General features: G+C 69.1%; 10 protein-coding genes. 6 read left to right on the top strand and 4 right to left on the bottom strand.

Annotation, left to right across the window (positions count from 1 at the left end; genetic code table 11):
* Positions 1–200: 200 nt before the first annotated feature.
* The gene (locus M6444_RS12765) at positions 201–896 is read left to right on the top strand and encodes a DUF1080 domain-containing protein (protein ID WP_298327808.1); all 696 of its coding nucleotides are present in this window, start codon (positions 201–203) and stop codon (positions 894–896) included.
* A gap of 26 nt (positions 897–922) precedes the next feature.
* Here the strand turns inward: M6444_RS12765 and M6444_RS12760 are convergent, their stop codons facing one another.
* Positions 923–4,312: a TM0106 family RecB-like putative nuclease gene (locus M6444_RS12760; RefSeq protein WP_298327806.1), complete on the bottom strand. Its 3,390-nt coding sequence runs from the start codon at positions 4,310–4,312 to the stop codon at positions 923–925.
* Between the two features lie 203 nt (positions 4,313–4,515).
* Here M6444_RS12760 and M6444_RS12755 point away from each other — a divergent pair, with 203 nt between their 5' ends.
* The 5 genes from M6444_RS12755 to narI are packed head-to-tail and all read left to right on the top strand — an operon-like array spanning position 4,516 to position 12,436.
* A complete protein-coding gene (locus M6444_RS12755; RefSeq protein ID WP_298327803.1) occupies positions 4,516–5,739 on the top strand; it encodes an MFS transporter in 1,224 nt (407 codons plus the stop codon).
* A 15-nt stretch (positions 5,740–5,754) separates the two neighbouring features.
* On the top strand, positions 5,755–9,396 hold the full coding sequence (locus M6444_RS12750) for a nitrate reductase subunit alpha (RefSeq protein WP_363326349.1): 3,642 nt from the start codon (positions 5,755–5,757) through the stop codon (positions 9,394–9,396).
* A 13-nt stretch (positions 9,397–9,409) separates the two neighbouring features.
* Positions 9,410–11,086, top strand: coding sequence for a nitrate reductase subunit beta (gene narH / locus M6444_RS12745; RefSeq protein ID WP_298327798.1), 1,677 nt, complete (start codon positions 9,410–9,412; stop codon positions 11,084–11,086).
* Positions 11,079–11,708 carry a nitrate reductase molybdenum cofactor assembly chaperone gene (gene narJ / locus M6444_RS12740; RefSeq protein ID WP_298327796.1) on the top strand — a complete coding sequence of 210 codons (630 nt, stop codon included), beginning with the start codon at positions 11,079–11,081 and terminating at the stop codon, positions 11,706–11,708. Before narH ends, narJ begins: the two co-directional genes overlap by 8 nt.
* Complete coding sequence (narI, locus tag M6444_RS12735; protein ID WP_298327793.1) at positions 11,705–12,436, top strand: respiratory nitrate reductase subunit gamma; 732 nt, start codon at positions 11,705–11,707, stop codon at positions 12,434–12,436. The genes narJ and narI overlap by 4 nt, the downstream gene beginning before the upstream one ends.
* On the opposite strand, the gene M6444_RS12730 is transcribed toward narI, so the two are convergent.
* The 3 genes from M6444_RS12730 to M6444_RS12720 form a co-directional block, all read right to left on the bottom strand.
* A complete protein-coding gene (locus M6444_RS12730) occupies positions 12,437–14,797 on the bottom strand; it encodes an arylsulfatase (RefSeq protein WP_298327791.1) in 2,361 nt (786 codons plus the stop codon).
* A 57-nt stretch (positions 14,798–14,854) separates the two neighbouring features.
* Complete coding sequence (locus tag M6444_RS12725) at positions 14,855–15,778, bottom strand: ABC transporter substrate-binding protein (protein WP_298327789.1); 924 nt, start codon at positions 15,776–15,778, stop codon at positions 14,855–14,857.
* 143 nt (positions 15,779–15,921) lie between these two features.
* Positions 15,922–16,836 carry a LysR family transcriptional regulator gene (locus M6444_RS12720; RefSeq protein ID WP_298327786.1) on the bottom strand — a complete coding sequence of 305 codons (915 nt, stop codon included), beginning with the start codon at positions 16,834–16,836 and terminating at the stop codon, positions 15,922–15,924.
* Between the last annotated feature and the right edge of the window lie 37 nt (positions 16,837–16,873).

Here is a 16,873-nt window from a genome sequence, read left to right as displayed (position 1 = left end):
AACGTGGAGCTCGACCCGCATACGCCCCCGTTGCCGGCAGCACTGCCGACCGCGCACGCTGACGAGCGGGAACAGTTCACCAGTCGGTGTCTTCCGTCCGGTTGCCGATCGGTTTCACCCTGCTTCTTGACACCGACCGGCGGCACCGTCCACGCTGGTGGGCAAGCGCTTTCCAGCCTGCGAATGCGGATGGAGTCCTCATGCGTCGAAGCGTGTTGTCTGTGGTGTGTGCCGGCGTATTGGCGATGTCCGTGTCCGTGGGTCCGGCCGCGGGCGCCGAACAGCAGCCCGACAGGTGCCCGACGCCGGATCCACCGGCCGGATTCACTGCCCTGTGGGATGGCCACACACTCCACGGCTGGCAGATGGCCGGCTACGGCTCCTTCGTCGTCACCGAGAACTGCACGCTCATGAGCCGCGGCTCCGGTGGCCTGCTGTGGTACACGCGCGAAGCCTTCGGCGATTTCCACCTGAAGCTTCAATACCGAACGAACAATCCGACCGACAACTCCGGCGTCTTCATGCGGTTTCCGGCACCGTGGAATTGGGACGGTGCGTGGAGCGCACAACCCGATGACAGCGTGCGCGGCTACGAAGCACAGATCGAGGACAATCCAGGCGGCGGTGACCCACAGAAGACGGGTTCCATCTACAACTTCGCCACCATCACCGACCTGCTGGCCAAGCCGACCGGGACGTGGAACACCTACGAGGTCAAAGCTGTCGGCCAGACGTACACGGTCATCCTCAACGGGCAGGTCGTCAACACCTACACCGGCGACGGTAGCCGAGCTCTGGCGGGCCACCTCGGCTTCCAGAACCACCACGACGGCTCGGACGTCGAATTCCGCAACGTCTGGATCGCTTCGCTCGACTCAGGGTGCCCCGGCCACTGATGACGCGGTGTTGTTCGACGAGCAGCTCACGACACTGACATAGCGGCGCCGTCAGCGCCGGCGAACTCCACCAGACGACACAAGGTGTTGAGGCCTTGCACCTGATCGACATTGCGCACCGGTGCCGTCAGCAGCGCCGGGCTACCCACCAGCACCGCGAGCGAGCGCGCCCGAGACACCGCGACGTTGAGGCGGTTGCGGTTGGCGACGAAGTCGACGCCGCGCGGCGCGTCAGCCGCCGACGACGTGGTCAGTGACACGATGACGACCGGTGCCTGCTGGCCCTGGAACTTGTCCACCGTACCGACCCGGGCGCGGCCCTCGAGCCGGGCGAGCAACTGACCAACCTGAGCGTTGTACGGCGCCACCACGAGGATGTCGTTCGGACCCAGCGTGCTGACGTGGCCGTCAGCGTCGATCCACTCCCGGCCGGTGAGCCGCTGGACCACGTCGTCGATCACCTCCACCTCGGCGTCGCTGCGCACCGAGCACCCGGTGTGCGGTACCGGGAACCAACGGATGCCCGCGCCGGCGAGGTCGTCCGCACCGGCGACGGCCTGCCGCTCGAGCCCGGCGCGCGGATGCAGCAGGCCGTCGTAGGACAACTCGGACACCGGGGCACAGACCGCTGGATGCATGCGCCACGTGGTGTCGAGGAACAACCCGCGCTCCGGCGGCACGGTGTCGTGCTGGCCGAGGACGTGCTCGAGCGCCGAGGCTCCCGCGCCGGCCGGATGGGTGCCCTGGGACGGCTGCGGCAATTGCCGCGGGTCACCCAACAGGATCAACGCGTCCGCCGCAGCGCCGGCAGCGACCGCGTTCGCCAGCGAGAACTGCCCGGCTTCGTCGATCACGAGGACGTCCACCCGCACGTCCGGCCGGGCGAACAGCCACCCGGTACCGGCCACGAGATTGACGTCGCCGGCGGCCATCGCGGACTCGACATCAGCGTTGGAGTTGACGACCGTGACACCGTCGTGGCGGCTGGCGTTACCGTCGTCGGCCTTCTGAATCGCCCGCACCACCGGTGCCGCGGGATCGTCGGCCGCCATGACGGCGTCGAGCAGATTGGTGATGACGCGGTGGCTCAGCGCGGTGATGCCGACCGTGCGGCCGGCCCGCAGCATCTGGATGATCGCGTGTGATCCGGCGAAGGTCTTTCCGGCACCGGGCGGTCCCTGGACGGGCAGCACACCGGTCAGCGATGGCGCGACCCGGCACAACGCGTCGACGCCGGCCTCGCCGTCCAGGCGCAGCGCGATGTCGCCGGACAGCCGGGGCGGACGGCCGAGCACCAGGTCGCGAACGCCCCGGTAGGGTCCGTCGCCGTCGAGGCCGTGCTCGGCGACCCAGGTCGCGACACGGCGCAGGGCCGCCTCGTGCACCTGCGTGGGCACCGGGCCGGAAGGCAACAGCGCGGGCGGGTGCGGCTCCTCGTTGCGCAGGGCACGCTTGAGGTCGACCCGGCCGAGGTCGAGGTCGAGCCGGACGATGGTGCTGCTGCCGCCCTCGGGCCCGGCGTGCCCGACTCGCTGACCGACCCGGAGCCGGCATTCCTGTGGCGGCAGGTGGTAGCGCCACACGCCGGAGTTCGCTTCACGTCGCAGCAGCTGCGGATCGCGCAGACCGCCGAGCGTGGCCGGCTCGTCGGTGAGCTCGTCGAGAGCCAGGGCACGCACCCGGAAGTACTCCCACCACTCGGCCCGATCCTCGCGCCGGTGCCATTCGAGCAGATCGGCCAGCAGCGCGTATGCCTGCTGGGCCGGGGTACGCGCGTCGTGCTCGGCGGGGACGTCGGCGAGCAGCCGCGCCTCCAGAGCCACGAGCTCGGGGTCGCGTTCGGTCAGGTGCTCGGTGGGATCGGCCAGATCGTCGCCCGGCCGGTGCACCGCATGGCCGAGGCCGATGAGCTCGGTACGGCGCTGTTCGAGCCAGTCACGCAGCCGGCGGGTGCTGACACAGTCGTCCCGGTTGTACGCCTCGATGGCCTCGAGAATCGCCTGGTCACCTTCGATCAGCCAGCGCTCGTACTCCACGATGCTCGACCCGGCGTCCTTCACCTCGGCGCCGGCCCGCCCATCCGGTGCGTAGAACTGTTCGAGCGCCTTGATGGAGTAGGACTCCGTGCCCACGCGCAACCCCTGCCGGACCACCGCGTAGAGGTCGACCAGGCGCTCGCCGCGGAGCAACGCGTCGACCTCGTCCACCCGGGTGCCGTAGCGCTGCGAGAGCTCTTTGAGCCGGCTCGGCTCGTACGGCGCGTAGTGGTAGACGTGCATGCCCGGACGTTCGCGCCAGACCCGCAGGATGTGGTCGACCACCTGCTCGAACGCCCGCTGCTCGGCACCAGCGTCGTGCGCCCACCACGAGGTGAACTCGTCATGGACGTCGCTGACGCCCCACAGGTACTCGATGCCGTGGTCGCCGAAGAACGGATCGCCTTCGAGGTCGAGGAACAGGTCGCCGGGATCGGGGGCGGGCAGCAGCGCCAGTCCGCGCCGAGGCTCGACCGGCGTGACGAACGTGTACGGCGGCGCACCACCGGTCCGCGCCTCGACCTGGAGCCGTGCTTGGTCGGCGAGCTTGCGTTTGGTGGCGGTGCCGACGGTGACAACGGCGGCCAGCGCGTCGTCGCTCGCCTCGGCCAGAGCCTTGACCGTGGTGATGCCTGCCGCCCCGAACGACTCGCGCTGAGCCCGCCGGAGGAACGGGACGAGGACGAGGTCGTCGTCGTCTTGCCATTGCTGAGCGCACGTCTGCGACCACGGGCACACCGCGCAGTGCCCGACTCGCACGGGATACGTGCCATCGGGTTCACCCAGCCACGACTCGTACTCGCGCATCGCCCGTCGGGTGTAGGCCGCGACGTCGACGTACGGAACGCTCACGGCCTGGCGGTCGCCGAGGATGACGGTGAGCTGGTGCGGCGGGGTGCCCTGAAGTTCCTCGAGCCGCTGGGCGTACACGGCCATCTGCAGCAGCGCCGAGGCTTTGACGTGCCGGGCGAGCTTGGTGTCGGCGATGTCGTACGACCAGTCGCCGAGCTTGCTCGGGCGAGCGTCGTTGCGGATGAGGAAGTCGGCGTGCCCGCGCCAGCGACCGTCGAAGAAGGTGGCCTGGAAGATGCGGTCGGCGCCGTCCTTCATCGCCGCGACCGTCAGCTCCTCGGCCTCGGCGGGGCCGCACCCGCGGGGGATCTCGGCCACCCGGAACGACGCCGACATCTCGGCGAGCACCGCGGCCTCGTGCTCGTCCCCGCGGCGGCGCACGACGCCGGCACCGGGATCGTCGTTCGCCGGGCGCGGCCGCCGCCCCAGCGCGACGTCGCGATTCAGCGTCGTGAGATGCGGGCACTCGAGGTGGGCGACCAGATCGGTCGGACTGAGCACGAGCCGGTCGGCGTCGGCTAGGTACATGCCCACCTCCTTCGTTGTTGCGTGCCCAGCCTGCCGCATCCCTCCGACACAACACCGACGCGACACCGACACGACACCGGGACAACCCGGCACGAACCAGAACTTTCCCCGCGAGGACAGGTGCGCGCTCGCCGGAGATCGGGCAGATTGGAGAGACCGCTCAGAGCGCGGCCGGACGACCGGTCGGCAGATGTGAGGTCGCGATGGCAACGACGCCGCCCGCCGATCCGCAGACCAGCGCGGTCTCCGAGCGCCGCCCCGCGACGACACTCGCCCTGGCCACCGCCGGTTTCACCATCTGTTTCTGGGCGTGGGCGCTGCTCGGCCCGTTCGGGTCGGACTACGCCGAGGAACTCGGGTTGACCTCGTTCCAGCAGTCGTTCCTCGTCGCGGTCCCGGTGATCGTCGGCTCGCTCGGCCGGATCCCGGTCGGTGCGATGACCGACCGGCTCGGCGCCCGGGTGATGTTTCCCGCCGTCGCTGGGTTGACGATCCTGCCGGTGCTGTTCATCGGGCTGGTCGCCGACAGCTACCCGGCGCTGCTCGTGGGCGGCTTCTTCCTCGGCCTGGGCGGCACCGCGTTCGCCATCGGTGTCCCGTTCGTCAACGCGTGGTACCCGCCGCACCGGCGCGGGCTCGCGCTCGGCGTGTTCGGCGCCGGCATGGGCGGCACCGCCATCGCGGCCTTCACCGACGTGCCCATCGCCGACGCGTGGGGCCGGGAGGCGCCGTACCTCATCGTCGCGGCGATCCTCGCGGTGTACGCGGTCGTCGCAGGGGTGATGCTGCGCGACGCCACCAGCCGCACGGTGGCCGCCGGGTCGTTCGCCCGTAAGGTGTGGAACACGCTGCGCATGCCGGTGACACTGCAGATGTCGCTGCTCTACGCGGTCGGCTTCGGCGGCTTCGTGGCGTTCAGCGTCTACCTGCCGACTTACCTCGTCAACGCCTACGGCCTCGACGAAGCCGACGCCGCCTTCCGCACGGCCGGGTTCGTCGTGCTCGCGGTGGTGATGCGCCCGGTGGCCGGGTACCTGTCCGACCGGTTCGGGCCGGTGCCGGTCCTGGTCTGGTCGTTCGCCGCGGCCTCCGCGCTGGCCGTGCTCGCGTCGTTGGAGCTGGAACTGTTGCCCGCCGGGACGGTCGCGTTCCTGGGCCTGGCCGCGACCCTCGGCGCGGTGTCCGGGGCGGTGTTCGCGTTGGTGGCCGAACTGGTCGAGCCGCCCAAGGTGGGGTCGGTGACCGGTGTGGTGGGCGCCGCCGGCGGGCTCGGCGGCTTCGTCCCGCCGCTGATCATGGGCGGGGTCTACGGGGCGTTCGGCCACTACGCGGTCGGTCTGCTCCTGCTGGCGGCGATGGCCCTGATCGCCGGGGTGTTCACGTGGCGATCGTTCGGGCACCTACGGCACGTTCCGACGAAGGGGTGAGGCATGGCGATCGGCATGGACGGCAGCCTGTCCGACGCACTGCTGCGCACCCGGCGTTTCCTGCGCAGCAGTGAAGTCTCCGACGACCTGCGCACGCTGCACAAGGTGGGCGGGCGCGAGGCCGACACGTTCTACCGCGACCGGTGGTCCCACGACAAGGTCGTCCGGTCCACCCACGGCGTGAACTGCACCGGGTCGTGCTCGTGGAAGGTCTACGTCAAGGACGGCATCATCACCTGGGAGGCCCAGCAGACCGACTATCCGTCCATCGGGCCGGATCGACCGGAGTACGAGCCACGTGGGTGCCCGCGCGGCGCGGCGTTCTCGTGGTACACCTACTCGCCCACCCGGGTGCGCTACCCGTACGTACGAGGGCTGCTGCTCGACATGTACCGCGAGGCCCGCCAGCGCCTCGGAGACCCGGTGCAGGCGTGGGCGGACATCGTCGACGATCCGCAGCGCTCGGCTCGCTACAAGGCGGCCCGGGGCAAGGGCGGGCTGGTCCGGGCGCGCTGGGACGAGGTCCTCGAGATGGCCGCTGCCGCGCACGTCCACACGGTGCGCCGGTACGGCCCGGACCGCATCGCCGGCTTCTCCCCGATTCCGGCGATGTCGATGGTGTCGCAGGCGGTCGGGTCTCGGTTCATGGCGCTGATCGGCGGCACGATGCTGTCGTTCTACGACTGGTACGCCGACCTCCCGGTGGCCTCGCCGCACGTGTTCGGCGACCAGACCGACGTACCGGAGTCCGCCGACTGGTGGGACGCCTCCTACCTGGTGATGTGGGGGTCGAACGTCCCGGTCACGCGGACGCCGGACGCGCACTTCATGGTCGAGGCCCGGTATCGCGGGCAGAAGGTCGTGGTCGTCTCACCCGACTACGCCGACAACACGAAGTTCGCCGACGAGTGGCTGGCCCCGCATCCCGGCACCGACGGCGCGTTGGCGATGGCGATGGGCCACGTCGTGCTCAAGGAGTTCTTCGTCGACCGCCAGACCCCGGCGTTCCGCGACTACGTCACGACCTACACTGACCTGCCCTTCCTCATCACCCTCGACGAGCACGACGGCCGCTACGTCCCGGGCCGGTTCCTCACCGCCGCCGACCTGGGCGACACCACCGAGAACGCCACCTCCAAGACCGTGCTGCTCGATACCGACGGCACCGCGGTGGTGCCGAACGGCTCGCTGGGGTTCCGGTACGGCGAACAGGGCAAGGGCCGGTGGAACCTCGACCTCGGCTCCACCGCGCCGCTGCTCACCCTGTACGGCGACGACGCCGAGACCGTCGAGATCGGCCTGCCCCGTTTCGACCTGCCCGGCGAGACCGCAGGCACCCTGAGCCGCGGCGTCCCCACCCGGCGCGTCGGCGGTCAGCTGGTCACGACCGTGTTCGACCTCTTGCTCGCGCAGTACGGCGTCAGTCGCCCCGGGTTGCCCGGCGACTGGCCGACCGGGTACGACGACGCGTCGCAGCCGTACACCCCCGCGTGGCAGGAACAGATCACGTCGGTGCGCGCCGGGGTGGCCGCCCGGATCGGACGAGAGTTCGCCCGCAACGCCGAGGAGTCCGGCGGACGCTCGATGATCCTCATGGGCGCCGGCACCAACCACTGGTTCCACTCCGACGTCATCTACCGGGCGTTCCTGACGCTGACCACGCTGACCGGCTGCCAGGGCGTCAACGGCGGCGGCTGGGCCCACTACGTCGGGCAGGAGAAGGTCCGCCCGCTCACCGGTTACAACCAGATCGCCAACGCACTGGACTGGTCCCGTCCGCCGCGACAGATGATCAGTACGGCGTTCTTCTATCTGCACACGTCTCAATGGCGCTACGACAGCGCCCGGGCCGACGTGCTCGCCTCGCCGCTGGGCACGGGGCTGTTCGCGGGGCAGCGCGCGGCCGATCTGGTGGCGAAGTCCGCGCGGCTGGGTTGGATGCCGTCGTACCCGACGTTCGACCGCAATCCGCTGGACATCGTCGATGCGGCCGACGACGCCGGGTTGCCGGTGGCCGATCACATCGTGTCCGAACTGCGTGCGGGCCGGCTGCGCTTCGCCGCCGAAGACCCGGACGGCCCCGGCAACGCGCCCAAGGTCTTGACGGTGTGGCGGTCCAACCTGCTGGGCTCGTCGGCCAAGGGCAACGAGTACTTCCTGCAGCACCTGCTCGGCACCGACGGCGCCGTCCGCGGCGAGCAGCTGCCTCCCGACCAGCGCCCGCGCGACGTCGTGTGGCGCGACGACGCACCCGACGGCAAGCTCGACCTGCTGCTGACGCTCGACTTCCGGATGACGAGCACGACGCTGTTCTCCGACATCGTGCTCCCCGCAGCCACGTGGTACGAGAAGCACGACCTGTCCAGCACCGACATGCACCCCTTCGTGCACTCGTTCAACCCCGCGATCTCACCGCCGTGGCAGACCCGCACCGACTTCGACGCCTTCACCGCCTTGGCGCAGGAGTTCAGCCGACTCGCCGAAACGCATCTGGGAACCCGCCGCGACGTGGTCGCGGTCCCGCTGGCGCACGACTCCGCGGACGAGATGGCCAATCCCGGCGGGCGCGCCCTGGACTGGAAGCTCGGCGAATGCGATCCGGTGCCCGGCGTGTCGATGCCGAAGCTGGTGGTCGTCGAGCGCGACTACACCGCCGTCGCCGACAAAATGACCTCGCTGGGTCCGTTGACCGCGCAGCTGGGGATGACGACGAAGGGGGTCACGTTCGACCCCGCCGACGAGGTCGCGTGGCTGGCTGACCGCAACGGCGCGGGCGACGGGCGTCCCTCGCTGGGCCGCGACACCCACATGTGTGAGGCGATCCTCGCGCTGTCCGGGACGACGAACGGCCGCCTGGCCACGCAGGGTTTCCGGCAGTTGGAGGAACGGACTGGGCGCCGGCTAGCCGACCTCGCCGCCGACCACAGCGGCCACCGGATCACCTTCGCCGACACCCAGGCCCGGCCGATGCCGGTCCTCACCTCGCCGGAGTGGTCCGGCAGCGAACACGGCGGCCGGCGCTACAGCGCGTTCGTCATCAACACCGAACGGCTCAAGCCGTGGCACACCTTGACCGGGCGCCAGCACTTCTACCTCGATCACGCCTGGATGCGCGAGATGGGTGAGTCGCTGCCGGTGTTCCGCCCACCGCTGGATCTGCACCGGCTGTTCGGCGACCCGCAGCTGGGTGCGGACGGCGCGGAGCTGACGGTGCGGTACCTGACTCCGCACTCGAAGTGGTCCATCCATTCCGAGTACCAGGACAACCTGTTGATGCTCAGCTTGTCGCGCGGCGGCCCGACGATCTGGATGAGCGCGCAGGACGCGGCGACGATCGGGGTGGCCGACAACGACTGGATCGAGGCGGTCAACCGCAACGGCGTCGTCGTCGCCCGGGCCATCGTGTCCTCACGGATGCCGACGGGGACCGTGTACATGTACCACGCCCAAGACCGCGTCATCGACGTACCGAGGGCAGAGGCCAGCGGCAAGCGCGGCGGCATCCACAATTCCGTGACCCGGTTGCTGATCAAACCGAGCCACCTCGTCGGCGGCTACGCCCAGCACGCGTTCGCGTTCAACTACATCGGACCCACCGGTAACCAGCGCGACGAGATCACCGTGATCCGGCGCCGTTCCCAGCAGGTCGTCTACTAAGGCAGGTGCACCCATGAAGGTCATGGCGCAGATGGCGATGGTGATGAACCTCGACAAGTGCATCGGCTGCCACACCTGCAGCGTCACCTGCAAGCAGGCGTGGACCAACCGCAGCGGCGTCGAGTACGTCTGGTGGAACAACGTCGAGACCCGGCCCGGACAGGGCTACCCCCGCACGTACGAGGACCAGCAACGCTGGCAGGGCGGTTGGGAGCTGAACCGCCGCGGCCGGCTCAAGCTCAAGGCGGGCGGACGGCTGAAGAAGTTGGCCACGATCTTCTCCAGCCCGACGATGCCGTCCATCCAGGACTACTACGAGCCGTGGACCTACGACTACGACACGTTGATCTCCTCGCCGCTGTCCGAGCACACCCCGGTGGCTCGGCCGTACTCGCTCATCAGCGGTGAACCGACGAACGTGTCGTGGAGCGCGAACTGGGACGACGACCTCGGCGGTTCGGCGACGGTCGCAGCCAACGACCCGGTGCTGGCCAAGGTCTCCGCCGACGTCAAGCTGACGTTCGAAGAGACGTTCATGTTCTACCTGCCGCGCATCTGCGAGCACTGCCTCAACCCGTCGTGCGCGGCCTCGTGCCCGTCCGGCGCGATCTACAAGCGCAGCGAGGACGGCATCGTCCTGGTCGACCAGGATCGCTGCCGCGGCTGGCGGCAGTGCATCACCGGCTGCCCGTACAAGAAGGTGTACTTCAATCACAAGACCGGGAAGGCAGAGAAGTGCACCTTCTGTTTCCCCCGCATCGAGGTCGGTATCCCGACCGTGTGCTCGGAGACCTGCGTAGGGCGGCTGCGCTACATCGGCCTGGTGCTCTACGACGCCGACCGCGTGCTGGAAGCGGCCTCAGCGCCGGCAGAGACCGACCTGTACGCCGCCCAGCGCTCGGTGCTGCTCGATCCGCACGATCCCGATGTCATCCGGGCCGCGGAACGCGACGGCATCCCGGACGACTGGGTCGCGGCCGCGCAGCGCTCGCCGGTGTGGTCACTGATCGACACCTACGAAGTCGCGCTGCCGCTGCACCCGGAGTACCGGACCATGCCCATGGTCTGGTACATCCCGCCGCTGTCGCCGGTGGTCGATGCCGTCCAAGAGACCGGGGTCGACGCCGAGGACGCCGGCACGCTGTTCGCCGCGATCGACGCCCTGCGCAGCCCCGTCGAATACCTCGCCGAGTTGTTCACCGCGGGCGACACGGAACGCGTCACGTCCGTCCTGCACCGTCTCGCCGCGATGCGCTCCTACATGCGCGACATCAACCTGGGCCGCGACCCCCGGGAAGAGATCGCCACGTCGGTCGGTATGACCGGGGCGGCGGTGTACGACATGTACCGCCTGCTCGCCCTGGCTCCGTACGACGAGCGTTACGTCATCCCCACCGCGCACGTCGAGCAGGCGCATTCGCTGGAGGAGCTGGCGACCGAGTGCAGCCTCGACTACGAGGGCGGACCGGGCATGGGGGGTTCCGGCCCGTTCGGCGAGGGCTCGGGCGGGCAAGCGCCACTGGCCGTCGAGAACTTCCAGGCGCTACGTGACCGGCAGACCTCGGATTCACGGGCGGCGCCGGAGGACAAGACCCGCCGGATCAACCTACTGAACTGGGACGGCCACGGCCGCCCGGCGGGACTGTTCCCGCCGCGGGCCGATGACGACGAGGACACCCGCGATGAGTGACGACGAACGTCAGCGCGCGTTGTGCTACCAGGTCGTCTCGCGCGTCATCGACTATCCCGGCCACGAATTGCGCGACGAGATGCCGATGCTGCGCGCCGCGACGGACGAGCTGCCACCGGGGTGGGCGTCGTGCCTCACTCCGCTGCTGGACCACGTCGACGCCACCGCTCTGACCACGCTGCAGCAGGAGTACGTCGCCACGTTCGACCTGCGCCGCAAGTGCAGCCTGTACCTGACGTACTTCGTCCACGGCGACACCCGGAATCGCGGCACGGCGCTGCTCGCGATCAAACAGATCTACCGGGCCGGCGGCGTCGAACTCGACGACAGCGAACTACCCGACCACCTGGCCGTGATGCTGGAGTTCGCCGCGACGGTCGATCCGGACGCAGGCCGGACCCTGTTGATCGACCATCGCGCCGGGCTGGAGCTGCTCCGGCTGGCGTTGTCCGACGCCGGGTCGGTCTATGCCGGCGCGCTCGAGGCCGTGACGGCGACGTTGCCGCGCATCCGTGGTGACGTGCACGACGTGGTCCGCCGGCTCGTCGCCGAAGGCCCGCCGGGCGAGCAGGTGGGGCTCGAGCCGTTCGGGCCGCCCAGCACGACGGGGGTGCGCCGGTGACGACGTCCGAGATCTTGATCTGGGTGGTGTTTCCCTACGTCTGCCTGGCGGTGTTCGTCCTCGGGCACGTCTGGCGCTACCGCTACGACAAGTTCGGCTGGACGACGCGCTCGTCGCAGCTGTACGAGTCGCGGCTGCTGCGGTGGGGCAGCCCGTTGTTCCACTTCGGCATCCTGTTCGTGTTCCTCGGACACGTCATGGGCCTGGGCATCCCGAAGAGCTGGACCGAAGCCGTCGGGATCTCCGACACCGTGTACCACGCCGCGGCCGTGAGCATCGGCGCCATCGCGGGGTTCTGCACGCTGGTCGGCATGGCCATCCTGATCTACCGGCGCCGCACGACCGGCCCGGTGTTCACCGCCACCACGCCGATGGACAAGCTGATGTACCTGGTGCTGGCCGTGGTGATCCTGCTCGGGCTCGCCAACACCGTCGTCGGCAACATCGTCAGCCACTACGACTACCGCGAAGGCGTGTCGATCTGGTTCCGCGGCATCTTCCGCTTCGACCTGCATCCGGAGCTGATGACCGACGCGCCGCTGACGTTCCAGCTGCACGCCCTGACGGCGATCGCGCTGTTCGCCCTGTGGCCGTTCACCCGCCTCGTGCACGTGTTCAGCGCACCCATCGGCTACCTGTGGCGCCCATACATCGTCTACCGCAGCAAGCCGCCCGGTCAGCTCGGCGCGCGCCCCGCCCGGCGTGGGTGGGAGCGCACGCCACGCTGATCATTCGTGGGCGTAGCGGAAGGCTTCGCGGTCGCGGTCGCTGGCGGCGTCGCTGACCTGGTCGTCGGCGAGGTCGAAGCGGACCGAGATCAGCTCACCGGTGAACGCGTTGTCCACCGGCGGGTAGTCGTCGATCACTGGCGAGGCCCGGTCGACGCCGACGTCGAACGTCTCGTCGAAGGCGAAATAGTACGGAATCGTCGCATCGACCCGGCCGTCGGCGACCTTCTCGTCGTCCACCAGCAGCGTCACGTCACCGCCCCGGCCGACCGCGCCACCGTCGTAGCTGAACTCCATCCGGATCTCGTGCCGCCCGGGCGCAAGCTGCGACGGAGCCGCGATCCGACGCACGGTGAGGCCGAAGTAGTTGTACGCGTAGTGGGCGCGTCCGTCGTGGCAGTACAGCGACCAGCCGCCGAACCGCCCGCCCTGCGCGACCACCACGCCGTCGGCACCGCTGTCCGGCACGTCGATCACCGCGGTGATGGTGTGCGAGCGGTTCTTCACGTTCGGCGCGGTCTCCTCGGTCAACCGGAGACCGGCGCCGGTGAACGTCACCGTCGATCGTTCGCCCATGAGGTCCAGGCGGCCGGCCTCGCGCGGGTTCTCGCGCTCGGTCATCCGGTCGTCCAGCGGGAACACGCCGTACTTCGCCGCCTCGATCAGGAACAACTGCTGCAGCTCGCGCAGCTTGCCCGGATGGGTCGCAGCGAGGTCGTGAGCCTGCGTCCAGTCGACGTTGGTGTCGTAGAGCTCCCACACGTCGTCGTCGAAGGACCGCGGCTCGCCTTGCACCATCTCCCACGGCGTGCCGTGACGGGTGACGGCCATCCAGCCGTCGTGGTAGATGCCGCGGTTGCCGACCATCTCGAAGTACTGCAGGCGATGCCGGTCCGGTGCGTCGGCGTCGTTGAAGCTGTAGAGCATGCTCGTGCCCTCGATGGGCTGTTGAGCCACGCCGTCGACGGTACGCGGGTGCGGCAGGTCGGCTGCCTCGAGGATCGTCGGCATCACGTCGATGACGTGGTGGAACTGGTGGCGCAACCCGCCGCGCTCGGCGATGCCGGCCGGCCAGTGCACGACCAGGCCGTCGCGGGTGCCGCCGAAGTGCGAGGCGACCTGTTTGGTCCACTGATAGGGCGTGTTCATCGCCAACGCCCAGCCGACCGGGTAGTGCGCATGTGTGGTGGCGTCGCCGAGCGCGTCGTCGTGGGCGTTGATGAACTCGGCGCTGTCGGTGATGCCGCTGGCGATGCGGTGCTCGTTCAGCGTGCCGCCGATTCCGCCTTCGGCCGACGCGCCGTTGTCGCCGAGGATGTACATGATCAACGTGTTGTCGAGCTCGCCCATCTCGTCCAGCGCGTCGATCAGCCGGCCGACCTGCACGTCGGTGTGCTCGGCGAACCCGGCATACAGCTCCATCAGCGACGCCGCGGCACGGCGCTCGTCGGCGGAGAGCTCCTCCCAGTGCGGAACCCCCTCCGCCCACGGGGCGAGTTCGGCGTCGGGCGGCACCACGCCCAGCTCCTTCTGCCGCTCCAGCGTGATCTCACGCTGAACGTCCCACCCGTGGTCGAACGCCCCGCGGTACTTCTCTCGATACTCCGCGGGCACGTGATACGGCGCATGCGTGGCGCCGAAGGGCAGATAGGCAAAGAACGGGACGTCCGGTTTCAGCGTCTGCTGGGTCCGGATCCAGTCGATCGCCTGGTCGACAAGGTCCTCGGACAGGTGGTACCCGTCTTCGGGCCGGCGGTCCGGCTCGACGGGATTGGTCCCGTCGAACAGCACTGGATACCAGTGGTTCATCTCCGCGCAGAGGAAGCCGTAGAACTTCTCGAACCCCTCACCGGTGGGCCAGCGGTCGAACGGGCCGGCCGGGCTGACGTCGCGCGCGGGCGTTTGGTGCCACTTGCCGAACGCCCCGGTGTTGTACCCGTTGCCGGCCAGCACCTGCCCGAGCGTGGCCGCGCTGCGGGGGCGGATGCCGTTGTAGCCCGGCGCCGCGCTGGCCATCTCCGTCGTCACGCCCATGCCCACCGAGTGGTGGTTGCGCCCGGTCAGCAGGGCCTGCCGGGTGGGTGAGCAGATGGCCGTGACGTGGAAGCGGGTGTAGCGCAAGCCGCCGTCGGCCAGGCGCTCGGCCGTGGGCGTGCGGCACGGTCCGCCGAACGCCGAGGGCGCCCCGAACCCCATGTCGTCGATGAGCACCACGAGGACGTTCGGTGCACCCTCCGGGGGCCGCACCGGCTGGTTCGGCTGATACGGCGGGTCCTGCTTCCGGACGTCGACGGACGTGGCCGGCGGGCGAGCGGGATCAGGAATCGGCAGGTGCTCACGGGCAACGTGCGGTTCGGTCAACGCGGTTCTTTCTCCTTTTCGCCAAGGTGGGGTTCGGCCGGGTTCGTGCCCGCCGCGTCACCCGTCGACGGACTCGACCCCGTCGAGCCACTCGTCGACCACGTCCGGGTTCTCCTCGATCCACGTCGAGGCGATCTCCTGGGCGGGAATGTTCTCCTGGCTGAGCTGGTGGATCCAGTCCGATGCGGTTTCGAGGTCGACCGACATCTGGTCCAGGAACTTCATGACGTTGGGGTTGTTCTCGTAGTACTCGGCGTTGGCCAGGACCCGGATCTCACCGGCGCCGGGCCACACTTCGTCGGGGTCCTCCAGGTACACCAGATCCCACTCGACGTTCATCCAGTGCGGTTCCCAGCCGAGGAAGACGATCGGCTCACCGGCCGAAGCAGCCTTCTCGACCTCTCCGAGCATCGCGGCCGTGCTCGACTCCGCCAGCGTCCAGTCACCGAGGCCGTAGGCGTCGGCATCGATGGCATCGGAGATGTACTGGTTGCCGGGGGTACCGGCCTCGATACCCACGAACCGGCTGCCGAACAGCTCCGCCTTCGCGTCGAGGTCGGCCAGCGACTCGACGCCGTGCTCCTCGGCGACGTACTTCGGCACCACCGGCGCGTACTTGGTTCCGGTGACCAGCGTCTTGACCACTTCGATGCTGCCGTCATCGAGGAACTTCTGGAACACCGGCTCCTGGCTCGGCCACCAGTTGCCGAGGTAGACGTCGGCGTCGCCGTCGCTGAGTCCCTGTGCACCCACCGGAACAGCGAGCTCGTCGACGGTGACCTCGTATCCGAGGTCACCGAGAAGCTGCTTGACGATCTCGTTCTCTACGACGAGGTCCTCCCACGGCTGCTGAACCAGGCGCAGCTCCGTGCTCTCCGAGCCGGCGTCATCGGTCGAGTCCGATCCGCCGCACGAGGCGGCCAACACCATGGCGAACGCAGTCACGACAACGGTCCCGACTCGACGTGGTCGGAGGCTCATCAGAGATCCTTTCAGAAATATGCAGGTCAGCGAGCTTCGCCCACCGTTGCATAGGCGGATGTCCGCTTCAACGTCAAAGACGTCACAAGCTAGACGGGTTTTCAGTAGATCGCATAGATCGCTTCTATGGCTACTGGTTCGCGTCACTCCGCGGCGCTGTCGTCCGGATGGGTCGACCGGCCCGGCGGCCACTGGGCCACGAGATCAACGAACGCCTGCGCGGCGGGCGACAACGGCGACGACGGCCAGATCAACACGCCTCGACGCGACAACGGTGGACTCAGGCGGACGACCACCGCGCCGAGCTTCTCGGCATCTTCAGCCAGGCTGCGCGGCAGCAACGCCGCGCCGGCACCGGACAGCACGAGCGGGACGATCGCCGCCCGGTGTGTGAGCTCGACCGCGATGCGCGGCAAGACGCCCTCGTCGCCGAGGACGTCGTCGAGCACACTGCGCGTCGTCGTGCCGCGCGGCGTGGTGACGAAGTCGAGGCCGGCGAGTTCCGCGACCGACAGCACCCCGGCCTGCGGTGCCTGCGCCGTCGGCGGCAAGACCGCCATGATCTCCTGCGCCGGCAACTCAAGAGAGCGCATCCCCGTGGTGGAGACGCTGTGCTCGGTCAACCCCAACTCACACTGGCCACGGCGGACGAAGTCGATCACAGCCGCGGCATTCTCGGGGTCGACGACGTTGAACTCGACCCCCGGATAGCGGCTCCGGAACGCACCGATGAACGCCGCCAACGGATCCACGGCCAGCGTGGTGACCGCGACGATGTCGACGCGGCCGATCACGAGGCCCGTGACCTGCTGCGCGATCGAACGCACCTGGGAGAAGTCGTGCAACACCCTTCGCGCGGGGTCCAGCAGCGCCTCACCCACGTCGGTCAGCACCACGCCGCGCCCGAGCCGCCGGAACAACTGGGCGCCGACCTCACTCTCCAGCACCCGGATCGCGTACGACAGCGACGGCTGCGCGATGCGCAGCGCGTGGGCAGCGCTGGTGAAACTCCCGTGACTGGCCACCGTCAGGAAGTATTCGAGCTGCTTGCGCTCCACGCGTCATGAGCCTACGGCAGCGGTCGCGGGTTGTCGG

The organism is Haloactinopolyspora sp., assembly GCF_027324685.1.
In the GTDB taxonomy this organism is placed as follows: domain Bacteria; phylum Actinomycetota; class Actinomycetes; order Jiangellales; family Jiangellaceae; genus Haloactinopolyspora.
This window is presented reverse-complemented; position numbering and strand designations above follow the sequence as displayed.